This window comes from Erythrobacter sp. CCH5-A1, from assembly GCF_001557115.1.
Classification (GTDB): Bacteria; Pseudomonadota; Alphaproteobacteria; order Sphingomonadales; family Sphingomonadaceae; genus Erythrobacter.
Map to the genome: position 1 here is coordinate 1 of NZ_LSKQ01000202.1, position 18,687 is coordinate 18,687.

The 18,687-nt window shown below is 66.5% G+C and carries 32 protein-coding genes; 21 read left to right on the forward strand and 11 right to left on the reverse strand.

All coding sequences use genetic code 11. From position 1 onward, the window contains the following. The 7 genes from AX708_RS11850 to pspF form a co-directional block, all read right to left on the reverse strand. Positions 1-218, reverse strand: a 218-nt coding sequence (locus AX708_RS11850; protein WP_156454571.1) for a translation initiation factor IF-2 associated domain-containing protein, incomplete at its 3' end; no start/stop codon positions are given. A gap of 9 nt (positions 219-227) precedes the next feature. Beyond that, the gene (locus AX708_RS11855; protein ID WP_082745370.1) at positions 228-1,007 is read right to left on the reverse strand and encodes a DUF448 domain-containing protein; all 780 of its coding nucleotides are present in this window, start codon (positions 1,005-1,007) and stop codon (positions 228-230) included. Further along, a complete protein-coding gene (gene nusA, locus AX708_RS11860; protein ID WP_066525030.1) occupies positions 988-2,616 on the reverse strand; it encodes a transcription termination factor NusA in 1,629 nt (542 codons plus the stop codon). Before nusA ends, AX708_RS11855 begins: the two co-directional genes overlap by 20 nt. Beyond that, the gene (gene rimP, locus AX708_RS11865) at positions 2,613-3,179 is read right to left on the reverse strand and encodes a ribosome maturation protein RimP (protein ID WP_066524828.1); all 567 of its coding nucleotides are present in this window, start codon (positions 3,177-3,179) and stop codon (positions 2,613-2,615) included. The genes nusA and rimP overlap by 4 nt, the downstream gene beginning before the upstream one ends. A gap of 170 nt (positions 3,180-3,349) precedes the next feature. Then, a complete protein-coding gene (locus tag AX708_RS11870; RefSeq protein WP_066524829.1) occupies positions 3,350-3,769 on the reverse strand; it encodes a PilZ domain-containing protein in 420 nt (139 codons plus the stop codon). 92 nt (positions 3,770-3,861) lie between these two features. Next, positions 3,862-4,269: a PilZ domain-containing protein gene (locus AX708_RS11875; RefSeq protein WP_066524831.1), complete on the reverse strand. Its 408-nt coding sequence runs from the start codon at positions 4,267-4,269 to the stop codon at positions 3,862-3,864. Between the two features lie 318 nt (positions 4,270-4,587). Beyond that, positions 4,588-5,637, reverse strand: a complete 1,050-nt coding sequence (pspF, locus tag AX708_RS11880) for a phage shock protein operon transcriptional activator (RefSeq protein WP_066524834.1) — start codon at positions 5,635-5,637, stop codon at positions 4,588-4,590. Positions 5,638-5,795: 158 nt separating this feature from the next. Here pspF and AX708_RS11885 point away from each other — a divergent pair, with 158 nt between their 5' ends. From AX708_RS11885 to AX708_RS11945, 14 genes are all read left to right on the forward strand, one after another. Next, a complete protein-coding gene (locus AX708_RS11885; protein WP_066524837.1) occupies positions 5,796-5,981 on the forward strand; it encodes a hypothetical protein in 186 nt (61 codons plus the stop codon). Positions 5,982-6,132: 151 nt separating this feature from the next. Beyond that, complete coding sequence (gene pspA / locus AX708_RS11890) at positions 6,133-6,957, forward strand: phage shock protein PspA (protein ID WP_066525040.1); 825 nt, start codon at positions 6,133-6,135, stop codon at positions 6,955-6,957. A 3-nt stretch (positions 6,958-6,960) separates the two neighbouring features. Then, entirely contained in the window at positions 6,961-7,266 is a 306-nt protein-coding gene (gene pspB, locus AX708_RS11895) for an envelope stress response membrane protein PspB (protein ID WP_066524840.1), read from the forward strand. After that, the gene (pspC, locus tag AX708_RS11900) at positions 7,263-7,637 is read left to right on the forward strand and encodes an envelope stress response membrane protein PspC (RefSeq protein ID WP_066524843.1); all 375 of its coding nucleotides are present in this window, start codon (positions 7,263-7,265) and stop codon (positions 7,635-7,637) included. Before pspB ends, pspC begins: the two co-directional genes overlap by 4 nt. A 33-nt stretch (positions 7,638-7,670) precedes the next feature. Further along, positions 7,671-7,982, forward strand: a complete 312-nt coding sequence (locus tag AX708_RS11905; RefSeq protein WP_066524846.1) for a hypothetical protein — start codon at positions 7,671-7,673, stop codon at positions 7,980-7,982. After that, entirely contained in the window at positions 7,982-8,293 is a 312-nt protein-coding gene (locus AX708_RS11910; protein ID WP_066524848.1) for a hypothetical protein, read from the forward strand. The genes AX708_RS11905 and AX708_RS11910 overlap by 1 nt, the downstream gene beginning before the upstream one ends. After that, positions 8,293-8,652 (forward strand): hypothetical protein, encoded by a 360-nt coding sequence (locus AX708_RS11915; protein ID WP_066524851.1) that lies wholly within the window; start codon positions 8,293-8,295, stop codon positions 8,650-8,652. Before AX708_RS11910 ends, AX708_RS11915 begins: the two co-directional genes overlap by 1 nt. Continuing rightward, entirely contained in the window at positions 8,649-8,924 is a 276-nt protein-coding gene (locus AX708_RS11920) for a hypothetical protein (protein WP_197425814.1), read from the forward strand. The genes AX708_RS11915 and AX708_RS11920 overlap by 4 nt, the downstream gene beginning before the upstream one ends. After that, complete coding sequence (locus AX708_RS11925) at positions 8,924-9,223, forward strand: hypothetical protein (RefSeq protein ID WP_066524853.1); 300 nt, start codon at positions 8,924-8,926, stop codon at positions 9,221-9,223. Before AX708_RS11920 ends, AX708_RS11925 begins: the two co-directional genes overlap by 1 nt. Continuing rightward, complete coding sequence (locus tag AX708_RS11930) at positions 9,223-9,537, forward strand: hypothetical protein (RefSeq protein ID WP_066524855.1); 315 nt, start codon at positions 9,223-9,225, stop codon at positions 9,535-9,537. The genes AX708_RS11925 and AX708_RS11930 overlap by 1 nt, the downstream gene beginning before the upstream one ends. Then, a complete protein-coding gene (locus tag AX708_RS11935) occupies positions 9,534-9,788 on the forward strand; it encodes a hypothetical protein (protein WP_066524858.1) in 255 nt (84 codons plus the stop codon). Before AX708_RS11930 ends, AX708_RS11935 begins: the two co-directional genes overlap by 4 nt. Further along, positions 9,785-9,961 carry a hypothetical protein gene (locus tag AX708_RS20915; RefSeq protein ID WP_197425815.1) on the forward strand — a complete coding sequence of 59 codons (177 nt, stop codon included), beginning with the start codon at positions 9,785-9,787 and terminating at the stop codon, positions 9,959-9,961. The genes AX708_RS11935 and AX708_RS20915 overlap by 4 nt, the downstream gene beginning before the upstream one ends. 44 nt (positions 9,962-10,005) lie before the next feature. Next, entirely contained in the window at positions 10,006-10,416 is a 411-nt protein-coding gene (locus AX708_RS11940) for a SufE family protein (RefSeq protein ID WP_066524861.1), read from the forward strand. Between the two features lie 86 nt (positions 10,417-10,502). Then, the gene (locus AX708_RS11945; protein WP_066524864.1) at positions 10,503-10,880 is read left to right on the forward strand and encodes a VOC family protein; all 378 of its coding nucleotides are present in this window, start codon (positions 10,503-10,505) and stop codon (positions 10,878-10,880) included. On the opposite strand, the gene AX708_RS11950 is transcribed toward AX708_RS11945, so the two are convergent. Then, positions 10,877-11,407 (reverse strand): sterol desaturase family protein, encoded by a 531-nt coding sequence (locus AX708_RS11950; protein WP_066524867.1) that lies wholly within the window; start codon positions 11,405-11,407, stop codon positions 10,877-10,879. The two genes, AX708_RS11945 and AX708_RS11950, sit on opposite strands and share 4 nt — an antisense overlap. Further along, a complete protein-coding gene (locus tag AX708_RS11955) occupies positions 11,404-12,189 on the reverse strand; it encodes a fatty acid desaturase (RefSeq protein ID WP_066524870.1) in 786 nt (261 codons plus the stop codon). The genes AX708_RS11950 and AX708_RS11955 overlap by 4 nt, the downstream gene beginning before the upstream one ends. Before the next feature lie 201 nt (positions 12,190-12,390). On the opposite strand from AX708_RS11955, the gene AX708_RS11960 reads away from it, so the two are divergent. Further along, on the forward strand, positions 12,391-13,392 hold the full coding sequence (locus tag AX708_RS11960; RefSeq protein ID WP_066524874.1) for an SDR family oxidoreductase: 1,002 nt from the start codon (positions 12,391-12,393) through the stop codon (positions 13,390-13,392). A gap of 103 nt (positions 13,393-13,495) precedes the next feature. Here the strand turns inward: AX708_RS11960 and AX708_RS11965 are convergent, their stop codons facing one another. Both AX708_RS11965 and AX708_RS11970 read right to left on the reverse strand, forming a co-directional pair. Beyond that, positions 13,496-14,155, reverse strand: a complete 660-nt coding sequence (locus tag AX708_RS11965) for an HAD family phosphatase (RefSeq protein ID WP_197425816.1) — start codon at positions 14,153-14,155, stop codon at positions 13,496-13,498. Positions 14,156-14,168: 13 nt separating this feature from the next. Then, the gene (locus AX708_RS11970; protein WP_066524877.1) at positions 14,169-14,585 is read right to left on the reverse strand and encodes a thioesterase family protein; all 417 of its coding nucleotides are present in this window, start codon (positions 14,583-14,585) and stop codon (positions 14,169-14,171) included. A gap of 130 nt (positions 14,586-14,715) precedes the next feature. On the opposite strand from AX708_RS11970, the gene leuC reads away from it, so the two are divergent. The 6 genes from leuC to AX708_RS12000 all read left to right on the forward strand — a co-directional run bounded on the left by leuC (position 14,716) and on the right by AX708_RS12000 (position 18,658). After that, on the forward strand, positions 14,716-16,146 hold the full coding sequence (gene leuC / locus AX708_RS11975; RefSeq protein WP_066524880.1) for a 3-isopropylmalate dehydratase large subunit: 1,431 nt from the start codon (positions 14,716-14,718) through the stop codon (positions 16,144-16,146). Positions 16,147-16,191: 45 nt separating this feature from the next. After that, a complete protein-coding gene (locus AX708_RS11980) occupies positions 16,192-16,371 on the forward strand; it encodes an isopropylmalate isomerase (RefSeq protein ID WP_066524883.1) in 180 nt (59 codons plus the stop codon). A gap of 10 nt (positions 16,372-16,381) precedes the next feature. Next, positions 16,382-16,984, forward strand: a complete 603-nt coding sequence (leuD, locus tag AX708_RS11985; protein WP_066524886.1) for a 3-isopropylmalate dehydratase small subunit — start codon at positions 16,382-16,384, stop codon at positions 16,982-16,984. Positions 16,985-17,009: 25 nt separating this feature from the next. Then, a complete protein-coding gene (locus AX708_RS11990; RefSeq protein WP_066524888.1) occupies positions 17,010-18,008 on the forward strand; it encodes an NADPH:quinone oxidoreductase family protein in 999 nt (332 codons plus the stop codon). Positions 18,009-18,096: 88 nt separating this feature from the next. Continuing rightward, positions 18,097-18,420, forward strand: coding sequence for a DUF1476 domain-containing protein (locus tag AX708_RS11995; protein ID WP_066525043.1), 324 nt, complete (start codon positions 18,097-18,099; stop codon positions 18,418-18,420). Positions 18,421-18,424: 4 nt separating this feature from the next. Further along, entirely contained in the window at positions 18,425-18,658 is a 234-nt protein-coding gene (locus AX708_RS12000) for a BolA/IbaG family iron-sulfur metabolism protein (protein ID WP_066524899.1), read from the forward strand. Positions 18,659-18,687: the final 29 nt, after the last annotated feature.

The following is an 18,687-nucleotide window of genomic DNA, read 5'->3' on the forward strand; positions in this document are numbered from 1 at the left end:
GGGGGCGGCGGCGGCGCGGCCACGACGGGTTCGGGAGCGGGCGGCGGCGCGGCAGGCGCGGCCTCGCCCGGCTTGCCGAGCACGCGGCGGCGCTTCACCTCGACCACCACCTTGTTGGTGCGGCCGTGGCTGAAGGTCTGCTTGACCTCGCCCGCATCCACCGACCGCTTGAGGCCGAGGGGTTTGCGGGTGCGCTGGTTGTCGTTGTCGTCGCTCATTATCGCTCGTCAGTCCTTCACGTATTCTTCGATATGCGCCGCCCTGCCCTCCGGCCGGTCGGCGTCGCCGGATGCATCCCGGCCCTTTGAGTTCGTCGCGTTCGTCCCGTCGTTCCCGGCATAATGCACCAGCCGGGAGACCGCCTGGAGCACGCGCTCTGCGGCGCGCATGTCGCCGGGATGGCCGGCGACCCCGAGGTGGACCACGTTGTCGCGGCCCAATGCCACAGACAGCGCGGTGCGGTCCAGTGGCAAGACCGTGCCGCGCTGGCCCGATCCTTCGGCATCATTGCCGACCCGCCAGGCCTGATCGAGCTTGCGGCGACCGTCCTCGCTGGAATCGGAAGCGTGCAGCAGCACGGCGATCCGGCCGCTCCTCGCCTGTTCCTCGATCCGGGCCGAGCCCATTACGATGTTGCCCGAGCGCAGTTCGAGGCCCAGCCGGTCGCCGAGATGACGCGCCAGCGCCGCCTCGACCTTCTCGGGAAGATCGTCGGGAATGGAGAGAGGCGCACCCTTGAAGGCGCGCATCAGCGCCTTCTTGAGGTGGCCATCGGCCAGCGCCTGTTCAAGCTCTGCCCGGCTAACCCCGATCCACGCACCCCGCCCGGGGGCCTTGGCCGCGGCATCGGGCAGCACCAGCCCGTCAGGCGATATCGCCAGACGCACGAGTCCATCCCGCGCCGAGGTCTCCCCGGTGAGGATACAGCGCCGCTCGCTTCCGGCCTTGGCGGGAAGCGACGGCTCAGCGATGTCGGACGTCAGGCGCTCATTGGGTGGAGTCCGCATGGGCGGCCTCCTCGGAAGGTTCGTCTTCGAACCAGTGTGCGCGCGCGGCCATGATGATCTCGTTGCCCTGCTCTTCCGACAGGCCATACTCGCCGAGCACCCCGCCCTTGTCGGTCTCGCGCTGCGGACGACGCTGCGGCGGGCCATCGGCAGTGTTACGGCGGCGCGGCGCTTCGCGCTTCTTGGCGATCAGCTCGTCGGTGGCGAGATCGGCGAGATCGTCGAGCGTCTTGATCCCCGCCTTGCCGAGCGTGACCAGCATCGCTTCGGTGAGGTGCGGGATTTCGGCGAGGGCATCTTCCACGCCCAAGCCGCGGCGCACTTCGCGGTGCGCGGCTTCCTGACGCTCGAGCGCTTCCAGAGCGCGGCTCTGAAGTTCCTCGGCCAGTTCCTCGTCGAAGCCTTCGATGCTCGCGAGTTCCGCGAGGTCCACGTAAGCCACTTCCTCAAGCTCCGCGAAGCCTTCGGCGACCAGCAGCTGCGAGAGGGTTTCGTCGACGTCGAGCTCTTCCTCGAACATCTTGGAACGCTCGGCGAATTCCTTGGAGCGCTTCTCGGAAGCCTCTTCCTCGGTCATGATGTCGATCTGGTGGCCGGTGAGCTGGCTCGCCAGACGCACGTTCTGGCCGCGGCGGCCGATCGCGAGGCTGAGCTGGTCATCGGGCACCACCACTTCGATGCGGCCGTCATCCTCGTCGAGCACGACGCGGCTGACCGTGGCGGGCTGGAGCGCGTTCACCACGAAGGTCGCGGTGTCTTCGGACCAGGGGATGATGTCGATCTTCTCGCCCTGGAGTTCCTGCACCACCGCCTGCACGCGGCTGCCCTTCATGCCGACGCAGGCGCCGACCGGGTCGATGCTGGAATCGCGGCTGATCACGCCGATCTTGGCGCGGCTGCCCGGGTCGCGGGCGGCGGCCTTGATCTCGATGATGTTGTCGTAGATTTCGGGCACTTCCTGCGCGAACAGCTTCTTCATGAAGTCGGGGTGCGCGCGGCTGAGGAAGATCTGCGGCCCGCGGTTGTTGCGCTCGACCTTGGTTATGAGCGCGCGCACCCGCTCGCCCACGCGGGCGGCTTCGCGCGGGATCTGCTGATCGCGGCGGATCACGCCCTCGGCACGGCCGAGGTTGACGATCACGTGGCCGAATTCGACCGACTTGATCACCCCGGTGATGACTTCGCCCTGACGGTCCTTGAATTCCTCGAACTGGCGCTCGCGCTCGGCATCACGGACCTTCTGGAAGATCACCTGCTTGGCGGACTGCGCGTCGATGCGGCCGAGATCCACCGGGGGCAGCGGGTCGACGATGAAGTCCCCCACCTTGGCGCCCGGCTGGAGCTTCTCGGCCTGCTTCAGATCGACCTGCTTGAAGTAGTCTTCGACCACGTCGACCACCTCGACCACGCGCCACAGCGTCAGATCGCCGGTCAGCGGATCGAGCTTGGCGCGAATGTCGTTTTCCGCGCCATACCGGTTGCGCGCGGATTTCTGGATCGCCTCTTCCATCGCCTCGATGACGATCGCCTTGTCGATCATCTTTTCCGAGGCAACCGCGTTGGCGATCGCAAGGAGTTCGGCCTTGTTGGCGGAAATGGCACTCATCAGTCGTCTGCCTTCTCTGTATCTTCTTCGATGAGTTCTTCGGCCCCGCTGGTGTCCAGCGGGCGGGTGGCGGCGATCAGCGCGTCGGTGAGGACGAGCTTGGCCGTGTGGATTTCTGCGCGCGGCAGGCGAACCTCGCCAGCCTTCACTTCTTTCACGAGGACCATACCATCCTCGAGCCCGCCCAGCACGCCCTTGTTGACGCGCTGGCCGGCATAGCCCTTGTCCATGACGATGCGGACCTCGTGCCCGGCCCAGTTGGCGAAATCCTTGTCGCGGGTCAGGGGGCGGTCGATGCCCGGGCTGGACACTTCGAGATGATAGGCGCCTTCGATCAGTTCTTCGCCTGCCTCTTCGGCCGCGTCGATCACGTCCGACACACGGCGCGAGAGGGCGGCGCATTGATCGATCACCAGCTGCCCGGTGGCCGGGTCCTCGGCCATGATCTGCAAGGCCATGCCGCCGTCGCCTGCCTCGGAGGGCAGAAACGCCACGCGCACCAGTTCGAACCCGAGCGCGGTTGCCTCGGGTTCGATCAGCTGGGTCAGGCGGGCGATATCGGCCATGGATTCTTTCGTAGCAGGCTATTGCGGCATCGGGACGCCAACGCGGTTTCGGGCCGGCCCCGCAAGGCGCCAGCATCCAAACCTTGTTGTGACAATGTCGGGATTGGCTGCGCATGTAGGCGGCTTTGCCCGCTTTGGCAAGCATCAAGCGCGCCCTGACGCGACTGGCCTCAGCGCTCGCCCGTGACCCAGCGGCGCACCTGATCCCGCAGCGACTGCCTCTCGCGCTGCTCGAAAACCTCGGCAAAGCTGCGGATCGCGAGCACCTCGGCCTCGCTCATCGGCTCGTCGAAGGCGACCGCGTTGATCCCCCCGTCTCCGAGGCGCTCACTGCGCACCACCATGCCGAACAGTTCGAACCGGCCGATCTCGATATAGCCCGATTGGCGGAAAGGCGCCGGACTCGCCAGTGCAATCCGCGCGCCGCTGCGGGATATGTCGAGCAGGATGCAGCCTTGCGTCGCCGTGACCGAGATGAAGCGCGCCGGGATCGCCAGGCGCAGACGGGGCGCAGCCCGGCGGCCGATTGCCGCAGCAGCCACTGCCGCACCGTCCTGCGCCTGAGTGATGTCATGATCGGCCGCCATCATCCGGCACGATTAACATCGGCACTGTGAAGGTCCGGTCGGCGGACACCCGGGGGTAGTACGTAGGCGCGGCTACAGCCACGGGCCGCGCGCCTTCAGATCGCGCGATCGTCGCTGGTGTCTCCGGTCGCCCATTTGCGCGCGGTCTCGATCAGCGCGCGCCGCTCGCGCTCCTCGAAATTCTCGTGGTATCGCCGCGTCTCCAGCACGACGGCGTCGGTGAGCGGCTCGTCGAACAAAAGCGCGTTGAGGCCGAATTCGCTGCGGGCGACGATCACGAAGTGGTTGATGATCCCGCAGCGCAGGATCGCGCCTTCGCCTTCGCGTACCGCGTCGAGGATGGCGACCTGCGCCCCGGTACGCGAGAGGTTGAGGAGGATGCAGGTATGCGCCTTTTCGACCGAGATCAGCTGCGCGGGCAGGCTGAGCCTGAGGCGCGGGGCCGAGCGGCGACCGACCGGAAAGCCCGGTCCATCGGTCGGCTGAGGCTTAGGGTCCACCATCCCTTGCTCCCCCCGCGGCAGATCGGGCGCCGGGTGGCTGCCCCTGTCGGGGGCGCGCGAATCGGCTCCAGATCCCGGTGCGACCACCGTTAGTTTACCCGAAGCGGGCGCCGGAGACAAAGGCTGCGGGAGCGTGGCGGAGATATCGGGGCGCATGTCAGATCGCGCTCCGGCAGGGCGCGGCAGGTTGGCCCGCGTCGCCACGCAGATTACCGAAATCCCACAGGAAATATTCGGACAGGTTCAGCACGGTCCCGTTTCGCCCCAGATCGGAGCTTGGCAATAATCGAAAAGACTTTCAAATCCGTTAGAGCCGCGTCAGTCCTGCCCCTCCATCAGCGCGTGCTTGCGGATGCAATGGCGCAGCTGATCGTAGGTCAGCCCGAGCGCGCGGGCGGTCTGGCGCTGGTTCCAGCGGTGCTTGCCCAGCGCATGCGCCAGGATCGCGCGCTCGTGCGCGTCGACGGCGGCGCGCAGGTCCTCGATGGAATCGAAGCTGGCGCTCGCAGGTGAAGTGGCGGCGTGGCCCGCCGGCCCGTTCGGCGTGCCGGACGCGGCGCCGGCGGCGCGACGATGCTCGGGCGGTCGCGGGCGCCACGGGCTGTCAAAGGGATCGAACTGGACATGCGCGATCGGCATGTCGTCATTGGCCCAGCGATAAACAGCGCGTTCCACCACGTTGCGCAGCTCGCGCACATTGCCGGGCCAGGGGTGATCCTCGAGCGCTTCTTTCACGTGGGGGGCAAAGCCCGGCCATCGCTCCCAGTCGAGCTCGGCGGCCATGCGGCGGCCGAAATACTCGGCGAGCACGCCGATATCGCCCTCGCGCACGCGCAGCGGGGGGAGCGTGATGACCTCGAAGCTGAGGCGATCGAGCAGGTCGGCGCGGAATTCGCCCGAGGCCGCGAGCGCGGGGAGATCGTCGTTGGTGGCCGCGACGATCCGCACGTCGACCCGGATCGGGCGCGAGGCGCCAATGCGGGTGACCTCGCCATATTCGACCGCGCGAAGCAGCCGCTCCTGCGCGCCCATGCTGAGCGTGCCGAGCTCGTCGAGGAACAGCGTGCCCCGGTCGGCCTCCTCGAAGCGGCCCGCGCGGGCCTTCGTGGCGCCGGTGAAGGCCCCGGCCTCGTGGCCGAAAAGCTCGGCCTCGATCAGCGTTTCGGGGAGCGCGGCGCAGTTCATGGTGACAAGCGGCTCGTCCCAGCGGCTCGACAGGCGGTGAAGGCGTTCGGCGATCAGTTCTTTACCCGTGCCGCGCTCGCCGATGACAAGCACGGGGCGGTTCATGGCCGCGGCGCGCGAGGCGCGCTCGACCGCGTCGAGGAAGGCCCCGGATTGGCCGATGAACTGGCTCTCGAGCTTCATGTCCAAACTATAGTGAAATTCCCCAATGCTTGGCAATAGAGGCCAACACCTTGTCCGCCCCACGCGCGAAAAACCGCGGAATTCCGCCATTCACGCGGTTTGGCACAGCCTATGCAAAATACCGGGCAACACCACGGACACCAATGGGGAGGCCCACAATGATCGACCGCAACGCCAGCCAGGCCAGCTTCTGGAACACCAAACTCGGCCACGCCGCGATGGCCAGCATTGCCGCGATGGTGCTGATGATCGCGCTGTCCTCGCAGCTTCAGCCGGGCGCGGCCCACGCCGCACCGCTCGCCCATCCCGCGAGCGAAGCCGGCGCCGTGATCGAGATCGCCTGAAGTGGCCGATCCCTTTGACCCCCTCGGGCCGGAGCGCCCCTCGCAGGATGTCCCCCCTGCCGACGCCGATCGCATCGCGGTACCCACCCGCAATGTCGATCTTGGCGATGCTCCGGCCCAACCCTCGCGCCTGCTGTCGGCCGGGAACCCCCTGTCGCGGCTCGACGAGGAAATCGAAGCCTTGCGCCGCAACCCCGGCAAGGGCCAATCTCGCGCCCGCACCGACGAGCGGCAAGACCCGCGAGTCGCCCCGCTGGACCGCGTCAATTCGTTTCTCGATGGAGTAGCCTTCATGGGCATTTTCAGCCGTACCCGTGACATCATTGCCGCCAATTTCAACGACATGCTCGACAAGGCGGACGATCCTTCGAAGATGATCCGCATGATCATCCTCGAAATGGAGGAAACCCTGGTCGAAGTCCGTGCCAGCGCGGCGCGCACCATCGCCGACCAGAAGGAGATGCATCGTCACTGCGTGAAGCTCGAAAGGCTCCAGGCCGACTGGGGCGAGAAGGCGCAGCTCGCGCTCAGCAAGGACCGCGAGGATCTTGCCCGTGCCGCCCTCGTCGAGAAGAAGAAGGCCGGCGACATGGCCGACCAGCTGAAGGCCGAAATCGCCGTGCTCGACGACGCGCTGCGCGCCTACGAGGAAGACATCGCCAAGCTGCAGCACCGCCTGCGCGAAGCCCGCAGCCGCCAGACCGCGATCGCCGCGCGTCTCGAATCTGCCGAAAACCGCGTCAAGCTGCGCACGCTGATGAGCACCGAGCGCACCGACGAGGCGCTGGCGCGCTTCGACCAGCTCGAACGCCGGGTCGATTACGCCGAAGGCCGCGCCGATGCGCTGCAGATCGCGGAAGGCAAGACTCCGTCGCTCGCCGATGAAATCGCCGCGCTCGCCGGGTCGGACGCGATCGACGACGAACTCGCCGCCATGAAGAAGGCGCTCGGCAAGACCGACGAAAAGGGGGAATAAGTCATGGATATCGAAGGCGTCATGGCCATCGCCGCCATCTTCATCGGCCTGCCGTGGATGGTGCTGCACTACATGACCAAGTGGAAGACCGCGCCCACCATCACCGCCGATGACGAGGTGCTGCTGGAGGAGCTCTACAACCTCGCCAAGCGGTTGGACGAGCGGATGGACACTGTGGAGCGCCTCGTCGCCAGCGACGATCCGAGCTTCACCCCCGCCCGCCGCCTGATCGCCGATCATGAAAAGGACAACGAGCAGCTGCGCGAACTCGAAAAGCTGATGCTCGAAAAGAAGGGAACCCGCTCGTGAACAGCCCGCGCACCACGCTTTATCGCGACAAGCACAATGGCAAGATCATGGGCGTCTGCGCCGGGATCGCCGACTACACCGGGGTGAATGTCTTCTGGGTTCGCCTGGTGGCTCTGGTCCTCGCCTTCAGCATGGGCTGGCCGATCTTCGCCTACTTCGTCGCCGGTTTCCTGCTGAACAAGAAGCCGCCCTACCTCTACCGCGACGAGAACGAGCAGAAGTACTGGCAGGGCGTGCGCCAGAGCCCGCGCCGCACCGCGCGCGAGATCAAGGCGAGCTTCCGCGACATCGACCGCCGCCTGGCCGCAGTCGAAGCCCATTACGTCAGCAGCAACCCGCGCCTGACCGCCGAGATCGAGCGGCTGCGCTGAACCTTCGAACCCAAAAAACAGGGGACACGTACAATGGAAGGCATGATGGCCCTTTCGATCCCGATCTTCGCTCTGTTGATCCCGATCGTTGCCCTTTGGACCAAGCACCAGCAGAAGATGGCCGAGATGCAGGTCGGCGCCACCGCCGAGCAGACCGCAGAGAAGGCCGCGCAATATGTCGGCCAGATCCAGCGGCTCGAGGATCGGGTGCGCGTGCTCGAACGCATCGTCACCGACCGCGGCTACGACATCGCCACTCAGATCGAAGCCCTGCGCGACCAGCGCCGGGTGGATGAAGAGGGCGCGGGCGTGCCGCCCGGTCTCGAGAAGAAGGAGCGCGTGTGATGGAACCTGGTAGTGCGATGTTCATCCTGCTGATCGTGACGGTTTGCACGGCCGGCTGGCTCGTCAACAACTGGATCCGCGCCAAGCACGGCTACCCGCTTGAGGACGAGTGGGGCGGCAAGACTGCAAAGCCCGATCAGGCCGAGGCCCGGCGCCTCGCGGCCGAGAACAAGGCGCTGCACGACAAGCTCGACGCGATGCAGGACCGCATGATCGTGCTCGAGAAGATCGTCACCGACCGCGGCTATTCGCTCAGCGCCGAGATCGAGGCCCTGCGCGAGACGCCGGCCCTGGGCAAGGAGCGCGTGTGATGGAGGAGTTCAGCGCTGTGCTGCCCTATATCGGGTGGGTCATTGCCGGGGCCTTCACCCTCGGCGCGCTCGGGATCGCCGCTTCGTTCCAGACGACGCGGATGAAGATCAAGAACGGCTACCCGCTCGAAGGCATGTGGGGTCAGTCATTGAAGCCGGGTTCCGACAAGCACACGGCCGAGCGGGTGGTTCTGCTCACCCAGGAGAACGCCCAGCTGCGCGCCGAGCTCGGCAGCATCAAGGACCGGCTCGCCAATGTCGAGCGGATCGTGACTGACGGCGGCTACCACCTCGGTGCTGAGATCGACGCGCTGCGGGAACGTGCTCTGGAAGGGCTCAAGGACAAGGGGGAAGCATGATGGGCGAGATGGTGGTCATCGCGATGACGATTGTCGCAATCGTGCTGATTGCCGGCATGAGCATCAACGGCATCGTCGACAAGGTGATGCAGGGCAAGCGGCTGCGCTACGAGGCCAAGGCTGGCCAGACCGGCCCCGAGGTGCGCGAGATCGCCGAGCGCCAGCAGATGATCGAGGATCGCCTGCGCGTGCTCGAGCGCATCGCCACCGACCGCGGCACCCTGCTCGCCGACGAGATCGAGGCGCTCAGGATTGCAAAGGAGAGCGTGTGATGGACGACGAACTCATGCTTCTTGCCCTGATCTTCATGGTGGTGATCGTGCCCGTGGTGCTCGGCGTAGGCAGCGACATCTACAAGCGCAGGCTTGCCTACCGCGAGAAGGAACTGGAACTGATGGCCGACCGCTCGGCCCAGAAGGCGGCGGAATATGCCGCCAAGGTCGAGCGGCTGGAATCGCGGATGCAGGTGCTCGAACGCATCGCCACCGACCGCGGCCAGCAGCTGGCGATGGAGATCGAAGACCTGCGGATCGGCGCGGACATGCGCACCGACAAGGAACGGATGCAGTAATGAGCAGCTGGGCGATCGTTGCCCTGGTGGGCATCCTCATCTGGGGCGTCGTGCAGGTCGCGCGGGCCCGTGCCGGGATCGTCACCGACGAGGACGGCAACCAGAAGTTCGCCGCGTCCGACAACGCGGGAAGCCGGGCCGAACTGGAGGCCACGCGGCGCGAGCTCGAGACCCTACGCGAACGGGTCAAGGTGCTCGAACGCATCGCGACCGACGCCAACACCGGCGATGCGCGCGAACAGGCGCGGATCGCTGCCGAAATCGAAGCGCTGCGGGGCCTGCCTGCGGCCCGAACGGAAGGAACGGACCAATGACGAGCGTTCTTCTCGATCCCACCGTGGTGCTGACCGCGGGGTTTCTCGTCGGCGTTATCGTGCTTGCCGGGGCGGCCTTGCGCGCCTGGCAGGGATGGCTGGAGCTCAAGCGCTCGGAGCTCGAGCGTGTGCCTGCAGGCCGCAGCAGCGGCGAAGAGGGCTCGGGGCTCGGCACCGCGCGGATCGAGCTTGCCGACCTCAAGGAGCGCATCCGCAAGCTCGAAGCGATCGCCAGCGGGGTCGAACTGTGAGCGGCCCGCGCTCCACCGCCGCCCAGGCCGGCATCGGGCTTGGCAGCGCAATCGCGGTGGCGATCAGCTGGAGCCTTCACAAGTCGATCATCTGGGCCGCGATCCACGGCTTCCTCAGCTGGTTCTACGTGATCTACTACGCCCTGACCCGGCCGGGCGGCATCGGCGGGTAAACGCCCCCTTTGCTTTTCGCGCGGGGCCTCGGTAACGGGTCCCCATGCGCACCCTTTCCGACATTCTCGAAGAGTACGAATTCCTCGAAGGCGACGAGCGTTACGGCCTGCTGATCGAGCTGGGCCGCAGCCTCGAGCCCATGCCCGAGGCGCTGAAGACCGATGCGACGCTGGTGCGCGGCTGTTCGGCGGCAGTGTGGGTCTATCCGGCGGGCACGGATGCGGCGCGCCTTCATTTCCTTGCCGACAGCAATGCCGCGATCACCAAGGGCATCGTCGCGCTCGTGATCGCCACGGTGCAGGACAAGCCCGCCGCCGAGGTCGCAAGCATGGACGTGATGGGTGCTCTTGCGCCCTTCGATCTGAAAAACCAGCTGTCGAGCAACCGCACCCAAGGAGTGCCGAACATGATCGCGCTGGTGAAGGAACACGCCGCACGGCTGGCGGCTGGATAGTCCCTCTGGCGCGCAGGGTCAGATAGCGTAATCTCCGCTCGGGCAAGATAAGCGCTGGGCGAGTCGCCCTGTTGGGGAGATCCGCCATGCTCGCGAACGCCAAGCCCGTCTGCTTCGTGCTCACCGCCGATCTGGCCAAGGCACGCGGGTTCTACACCGAGACCCTGGGGCTGACCGAAATCGGCGAGGATCCTTTCGCGGTCAGCTATGATCTGGCGGGCACCACGCTGCGGCTGACGACGATCGAAAACCACAAGCCGGGCCCCCACACGGTGCTCGGCTGGCAGGTTGACGATATGGAGGCTGCGATCGATGCGCTGACCGCCAATGGCGTAACCTTCGCGATCTACGAGGGCTACGGGCAGGACGCGCGCGGCGTGTGGACGCACCCCGCAACGGGCGCGAAAGTCGCGTGGTTCCTCGATCCCGAAGGCAACAACCTTAGTTTGACGCAGGCGCCCTAGAGGTTACGCCCCACCGTCTCGAATTCCCCGGCCCCGGCACTGTCGCGCACCACGGCGAGTCCCGCTTCCTTCTGTGCCTTGAGTTCGGCTTTCAGCTTCGCGGGGTCGCGCGCGAAGACAAAGCCGAAGCTGACCCCGCCCTCCTTGCCGATGGTCGCGTGGTGGAGCTTGTGTGCCTGCACCAGACGCTTGGCGTAGCCCTTGCGCGGCACCCACTTCCAGTAGCGCTGGTGCACCAGCCCGTCGTGAACGAGCGTGTAGATCACCCCGTAGAGTGTGATTCCCACCGCGAACCACCACAGCCAGTCCCAGTAGAGCGAGCCGTAGATATACATCGCGGCGTTGATCGTGCCGAACACCACGGCGAACAGGTCGTTCTTCTCCAGCACGTTGTCGTGCGGCTCGTGATGGTCGCGGTGCCAGCCCCAGCCCCAGCCGTGCATGATGTACTTGTGCGCATACCATGCGAACAGTTCCATCCCGATCAGCGAGGACATGACGGTGAGGAACACTTCAAGCCAGCTCATGCGGGCACCTTTTCGGTCATTGCAACGCGGCCCACTCCGGCCCGGCGCGCGTCCGGGAGCGCCCACCACGGCACGTCGGGTCGACGATGATGTTCGAGATGATAGCCGAAATGGAAGCAGGTGGCGAGGCTGGCAAACGTGCTGAAATCTTCCGAGCGGGCGTTGTGATGGTCGGCAAAGCCATTGGCAGGCTCGCCTGCAATGTGCCGATGGGTGCGGAAGGTGCCGAAGTAGAACAGCTGCACCGAGGATGCGAGCGCCGGCAGCCCGTACAGCAGCACGATATGCACCATCGGAATCCCCAGCACGAGCCAGTAGATGCCGACCACCGTGTGGACGAACAGGATCGAGCGCCAGCCGAAATAGCGGCGGAAGAACGTCGCATACCAGCGCAGGAAATCGGCCGGATTTTGCTCGTCGAAATCGGGGTCGCCGGCGTGGCCTGCCAGCTTGTGGTGCGTGTGGTGCGCATCGCGCAGGTGCCCAAAGGCAAAGCCGGCATACAGCGCCAGCAGCACGGTGCCGATCGCGGCGTTGAGCCTCGGATTGCCCGGCACCAGCGTCCCGTGCATCGCATCGTGACAGACGATGAACACACCGACCGAAAGCCAGCACTGCACGGCGGCCATGCCGAGGGCGAAGGGCCAGTTGCTCCATGTCAGCTCGAACACGAACATCGCATAGGCGTGGATCGCCATCCAGCTCCCCGCAATCGCCACCGCCAGCGCAAGGCCGACGGCGCGCTGGAAGCCGTGCGAGGGCAAGGTGAAATGCGGGTTCATCAGCCGAAGGATACGCGCGGGGCTTGCATGAAGATGCGTATAGAGCGCGCACGCCAAACGGCAATTGCGTTTGCTGGCGCAGGCCATGCGCCGCACGGTGCCTCGCCTGCGACCGGGCCGCGCGCGCCTGATGAAGGTTAGGGCCGCAGCCTCGCCGGAGCGCTTTGCTTTGCCCCTTCACCCGACCGGAGCCCCCGCGCGATGAAACTGAAGCCGCTCGACCATCAGACCATCGTCATCACGGGCGGCTCCTCCGGCATCGGTCTCGCCGCCGCCCGCCTTGCCGCAGAGCGCGGCGCCAACGTCGTGATCTTCGCCCGCAATGAGCAAGGCCTCGAAGCCGCCGCCGCGCCGATCCGCGCCCAAGGCTGGCGCTGCGACACGATCGTCGCCGACGTCGGCAGCCGCGAGGATGTCGCCGCCGCGATCGAAGAGGTCATCGCCCGCCACGGCGGCTTCGACACCTTCGTCAGCAATGCCGGGGTGGGCGCCTATGCCCTGCTCGAGGAGATCTCCGACGCCGACCACCGCCAGCTGTTCCAGACCAATTACTGGGGCACCGTCCACTGCGCGACCGAGGCGCTGCCGCATCTGAAAGCCAATGGCGGCGCGCTGATCGTGACCGGCTCGATCGCCTCGGACATGCCCTCCCCGGTGCTGTCGGCCTATGCGGCGAGCAAGCACGCGGTGAAGGGCTTTGTCGATTCGCTGCGGCTCGAACTGATGCACGAAAAGGCGCCGGTCAGCGTCAGCCTGATCCAGCCCTCGGGCATCAACACGCCCTTCGTCGACAAGGCACTGAACCGGATGGAGGCGCGGGCGATGATTCCGCCGCCGATCTATTCGCCCGATCTGGTCGCCGAGGCGATCCTGCATGCGGCCGCGCACCCGACGCGCGACCTGATCGTGGGCGGCGGCGGACGGGCGATGACGCTGCTCGCACGGACATTCCCCCATCTGGCCGACCGCGCTTTTCAATACGCCTTCTTCAGCACCGCGATTGATCCGGACCAGCCGGCGCAGAACAGCGGCACGCGGGGTTTCCGCACCGGAGGCGGCGAAGGCCGGGTCTACGGACCGCTGCCGATGCGCCGGACAAGCCTTTACACCTTCGCGCGCATCAATCCCTTCGGCGCGCTCGCGGCGGCGTTACTTGCGGCGGGCGCTGCAGGCGCGGTGCGCGCGGCGTTCCGGCGGCGTTAGCCCTAGACCTTGTTCGCTTTTGGTTGAACCAAAAGCGCGGTCTAGGTTTTTGGTTTGCCGTGATTTCCGAGCCGTGAAATGTTCCATTTCACTCGAAATCACTCTAGCCGCGCAGCAGACCCGCAACCGCGTCCCAACCCGGCGCGAGATGATCGGCACCCGCCGCCCGCAGCCGCGCATCGTGGCCGGGCTGGATATGCGCGCCTGCGAGCAAGCCGACCACCTCCATCCCCGCCGCCTTGGCCGCCTTGACCCCCGACGGGCTGTCCTCGATCACGAGACACGCTTCGGGCGCGACCCCGAGCCGCTCGGCGGCGAGCAAGTAGATGTCGGGGGCGGGCTTGCCGAGCGTGACAAGCTCGGCGCTGAACACGTGGGGGCCGAAAGCCTCGGCAAGGCCCAGCACCTCGAGGCACAGCGCCAAGCGCTCCGGGCTGCTGGAGGACGCGATCCCCCGCGGCAGACTGCCCAGCATCGCGATGAAGGCTCCCGCCCCCGGCACCTCGGCCAGATCGCGGCGGAAGCGCGCCATCATCGTGTCGGACAGTTGCGCGCTCCAATCCGGCGGCACCGCGCGGCCCAGCGCCGCCTCGATCCGCGCGATCATCTCGTCCCAGCGCGTGCCGATATAGCGGGCATAGCTCTGCTCGAGGCTGGTCGGCAGGCCGAGCCGGGTGAGCTCCTCGGCCAGCACCAGATTGGCAAGCATTTCGCTGTCGGCGATCACGCCGTCGAAGTCGAAGATGACGGCAGCGTGGTGCAAGGCTGACGCTGCCCTATTCGCCCTTGGGGAAGAAGAACTCACGCAAATGCTCGCCGATGCGCGCGGGGCGCAGGGTTTCGGCATCGATGCAGCACCACGAGGATTGCACCTCGGCGAGCACGTCCTCGCCGCGCTTGATCAGCGTCGAATAGAACGCGCGTGCGCCATTGAAGCGTTCGAGCACGGTCTGCGCGATCACGTCATCCTCGAGGAAGGCGGGCTTGCGGTAGGTGATCTCGTGCTTCAACGCGACCCAGGCCTTGGTCGCCACATCCTCGGCCGGCGCGATCCCGCGCCAATGGGCCAGCACCGCGTCCTGCACCCAGTTGAGATAGCGGGCGTTGTTGACATGACCCATGAAGTCGATGTCGGCCGCCACGACCTTGATCGGGTGGAGAAAGGCGGGCGAAAGGGGCGCGATTGCTGACATGAATGTAAACTAGCGCAAGAATTTTACAATTTCCACCACAGCGTGACCGGAAATCGCCGCAATCTTGCCACGGCTCGGCAATCGTGACTATTGGGCCGCTCTCCCAGCCCCCAAGTGATGGACCAGAGCCATGGCCAGCCGCCCCCGCACCCTCTATGAAAAGATCTGGGACGCGCATGTCGTCGAGACGCGCGATGACGGGACGGCGCTGGTCTATATCGACCGGCATCTGGTGCACGAAGTCACCAGCCCGCAGGCCTTCGAGGCGCTGAAGCTGGCGGGCCGACCGGTGCGCCGGCCCGAACTTACCCTCGCCGTGCCCGATCACAACCTGCCGACAACGGCGCGGGTGGATGCGGCGGGCAAGCCGGTCCCCATCAGCGATCCGGAAAGCGCCGCCCAGCTTGCGGCACTCGAAGTGAACGCGCCAGCCTTCGGCATCCGCTATATCCCCGCGACCGCGAAGGAGCAGGGGATCGTCCATGTGGTGGGGCCGGAGCAGGGATTCTCGCTGCCCGGCACCACCATCGTCTGCGGGGATTCGCACACCGCTTGCCACGGGGGCCTTGGGGCGCTTGCCTTCGGAATAGGCACCAGCGAGGTGGAACACGTATTGGCCACCCAGACGCTGCTGCTCCAGCAGTCAAAGCCGATGGAAGTGCGCGTGGAGGGCGACCTCGGCCCCGGCGTTAGCGCGAAGGATCTGATCCTTCACATCATCGGCCAGATCGGCGCGGCGGGCGGATCCGGCTACGTGATCGAATATCGCGGCAAGGTGTTCGAGCGCATGACCATCGAGGAGCGCCTCACCGTCTGCAACATGAGCATCGAGGCCGGCGCCCGCGCGGGCCTGATCGCCCCGGACGACACGACCTTTGCCTATCTCAAGGGCCGCCCGATGGCGCCCAAGGGTGCAGAGTGGGACGCAGCGGTCGCCTATTGGCGCACGCTCCACACAGATGAGGGCTCGGCGTTCGCCAAGTCGGTCACCATCAACGCCGCCGATGTCGAACCCAGCGTCACTTGGGGCACCTCGCCCGAAGACGTCGTGCCCATCGGCGGGCGCGTGCCCTCGCCGCAGGACTTCGCCGAGGAGTCCAAGCGCGTCGCGGCGCAGAAGAGCCTCGACTACATGGGCCTCGTCCCCGGCACCCCGATGACGCAAGTTCCCATCGAGAACGTCTTCATCGGCTCTTGCACCAACAGCCGGATCGAGGACCTGCGCGCCGCCGCCGCGGTGCTCAAGGGCCGCCGCAAGGCCGAAAACGTGCGCTGGGCGATCGTCGTCCCCGGCTCCGGCCTCGTGAAGGCGCAGGCCGAGGAAGAGGGTCTCGACCGGATCTTCACCGAAGCCGGCTTCGAATGGCGCGAACCGGGCTGTTCGGCGTGCCTCGGCATGAACCCCGACAAGGTCCCGCCGGGCGAACGCTGCGCCTCAACGTCGAACCGCAATTTCGTCGGGCGGCAGGGGCCGGGCGCGCGCACGCATCTGGTTTCGCCTGCCATGGCGGCGGCTGCGGCGGTGACCGGGCGGCTTGCCGACGTGCGCGAACTTGTTTGACGAGAACGCCTTGAAACCCTTGCCCGCGAGGCGCATGGAAACACGATGACCGACAAGCCCAAGAACAACACCGCCCGCAACGCCGCGATCGCTGCTGCGGGTGCCATCGGATCGGCGGCCGTGGCCGCAGCGCTGCTCTACGCCGGCAAGCGCAAGAAGAAGCCCGCCAACGAGCCGACTCAGCCCGGCCCGATCCCCTCGGGCGAGCCGCCCCAGACCGACTGACAGGAACGCCATGCAGCCCCTCAACCGCGTCGAAGGCCGCGCCATTCCGCTTGGCCTCAAGAATGTCGACACCGACATCATCATCCCCGCCAAGTGGCTCAAGACCGTCAGCCGCGAGGGTATGGGCGCGGGCGCGTTCGAATCGCTGCGCGCAGAGCCCGGCAATGTCTTCGACGACCCAGCCTACAAGGGTGCGCCGATCCTGATCGCGGGAGACAATTACGGCTGCGGATCGAGCCGCGAGCACGCCGCCTGGGCGATGCTCGATCTCGGCATCCGGGTGGTGATCGCGCCGAGCTTTTCCGACATCCATTCGGGCAATGCGGTCAAGAACGGGATCCTCCCGCTGGTGCTGCCGCAGGAGGCGGTCGATCGGCTGCTCGAGGTTGCGCGCGAGGGGCTCGAGATCACCGTCGATCTCGAAGCGCAGACCGTCACCACCCCCTATCAGGACCGCTTCACCTTCGCGATCGACCCGTTCCGCAAGCACTGCCTGCTGAACGGGCTCGACGAGGTCGGGCTGACGATGGCGCGCGGGGAGGCAATCGGCGGGTTCGAGGCGCAGCGCACCGCTGCCCAGCCGTGGCTGATGCGCGGCACCGCATCCGCATAGAATTACCATACTGGGAGAGGACACAATGAAAGCCATTCGCACCCACCAGACCGGCGGGCCGGAAACCCTGACGCTCGACGAGGTCGAAACCCCGACCCCCGGCAAGGGCGAGGTGCTGGTCGCGGTCAAGGCCTGCGCGATCAACTATCCCGACGGCCTCATTATCCGCGACATGTACCAGTTCAAGCCACAGCGCCCCTTCTCGCCCGGCGGCGAGATTTCCGGCGTGATCGAGGCGGTCGGCGAAGGCGTCGAAGGCTACGCCGTGGGTGATCGGGTGCTCGCCGGGATCGGCAATGGGGGCCTTGCCGAAAAGGTCGTCGTGCCCGCTGGCCGGATGTTCAAGGTTCCCGACGGCGTGCCGTTCGAGAAGGCCGCCTCGCTGCTGATGACCTACGGCACCACTATCCACGGGTTGAAGGACCGCGGCCATATCAAGGCAGGCGACACCGTGCTGATCCTCGGCGCGGCTGGCGGCGTGGGGCTTTCGGCCATCGAACTCGCCAAGGCTTTTGGCGCGCGCGTCGTTGCTGCCGTCTCCTCCGAAGCGAAGGGCGAGGTCGCCCGCAAGGCCGGAGCGGACGAGGTGGTGATCTACCCTCGCGAGGCGATGGACAAGGATGCCTCCAAGGCGCTCGCCGACGCCTTCAAGAAGGCATGCGGGCCCGAGGGCGCCAACATCGTCTACGATATCGTCGGCGGGCAATATTCCGAGCCCGCGTTGCGCGCCATCGCGTGGGAGGGCCGCTTCCTCGTGGTCGGCTTCCCCGCAGGGATCGCCAAGATGCCGCTCAACCTCACCCTGCTGAAGTCCTGCGACATCTGCGGTGTGTTCTGGGGCGCCTTCACCGCGCGCGACCCCAAGGGCTTCCACGCGCAGGTGATGGAACTGTTCGACCTGATGGCGGCGGGCAAGATCGATCCGCTGGTGAGCGAAACCTTCCCCCTCGCCCGCGCCGGCGAGGCCATCGCCAAGCTCGAAGCGCGCGAGGCGGTCGGCAAGCTCGTGGTGACGATGGATTAGTATCCGCACCGGGCGGGATCGCGCTTGAAGGCGCGGCCCGCCCGCTTTATCGCTGCCCGCGGATCGTCACCCAAGGGACAACATGAACATGACCGACTTCAGGGACCGCGAACGCGCCGAGGAAGCCCATTTCGCGCTCGAGGAAGAAACCGCCTTCCGCATCCTCGCCCGTCGCAACCGCCTGCTGGGCGAATGGGCCGCCGGGCTGATGAGCCTCACCCCCGAAGAGACCGATTCCTACCGCAAGGCGGTGGTGCAGGCCGAGTTCGAGGAAGCGGGTGACGAGGACGTGGTGCGCAAGCTGCTGGGCGACCTCACCGCCGCGCAGATCGACATCACCGAGGCCGACATCCGCAGCCGTCTCGCCGAATTGGCGATCGAGGCGCGCCGCCAGCTGCTCGGCGAGGTGTAATTCCATGCCGATGACCGCGCGCGAGATCACCGAGGCGATCACCGCCGCCCTGCCCGGCGCATTGGTCGAACTACGCGATCTTGCGGGCGACGACGACCACTGGGCGGCGACCGTCACCGCCCCCCAATTTGCCGGCCTCAGCCGCGTGGCGCAGCACAAGCTGGTCTACAATGCGCTGGGCGGCAGGATGGGCGGGGTGCTGCACGCCTTGCAAGTCACCACCGTGGTTCCCAAGTAGCTTCGCAACAGACAACACCTGCCAAGGCC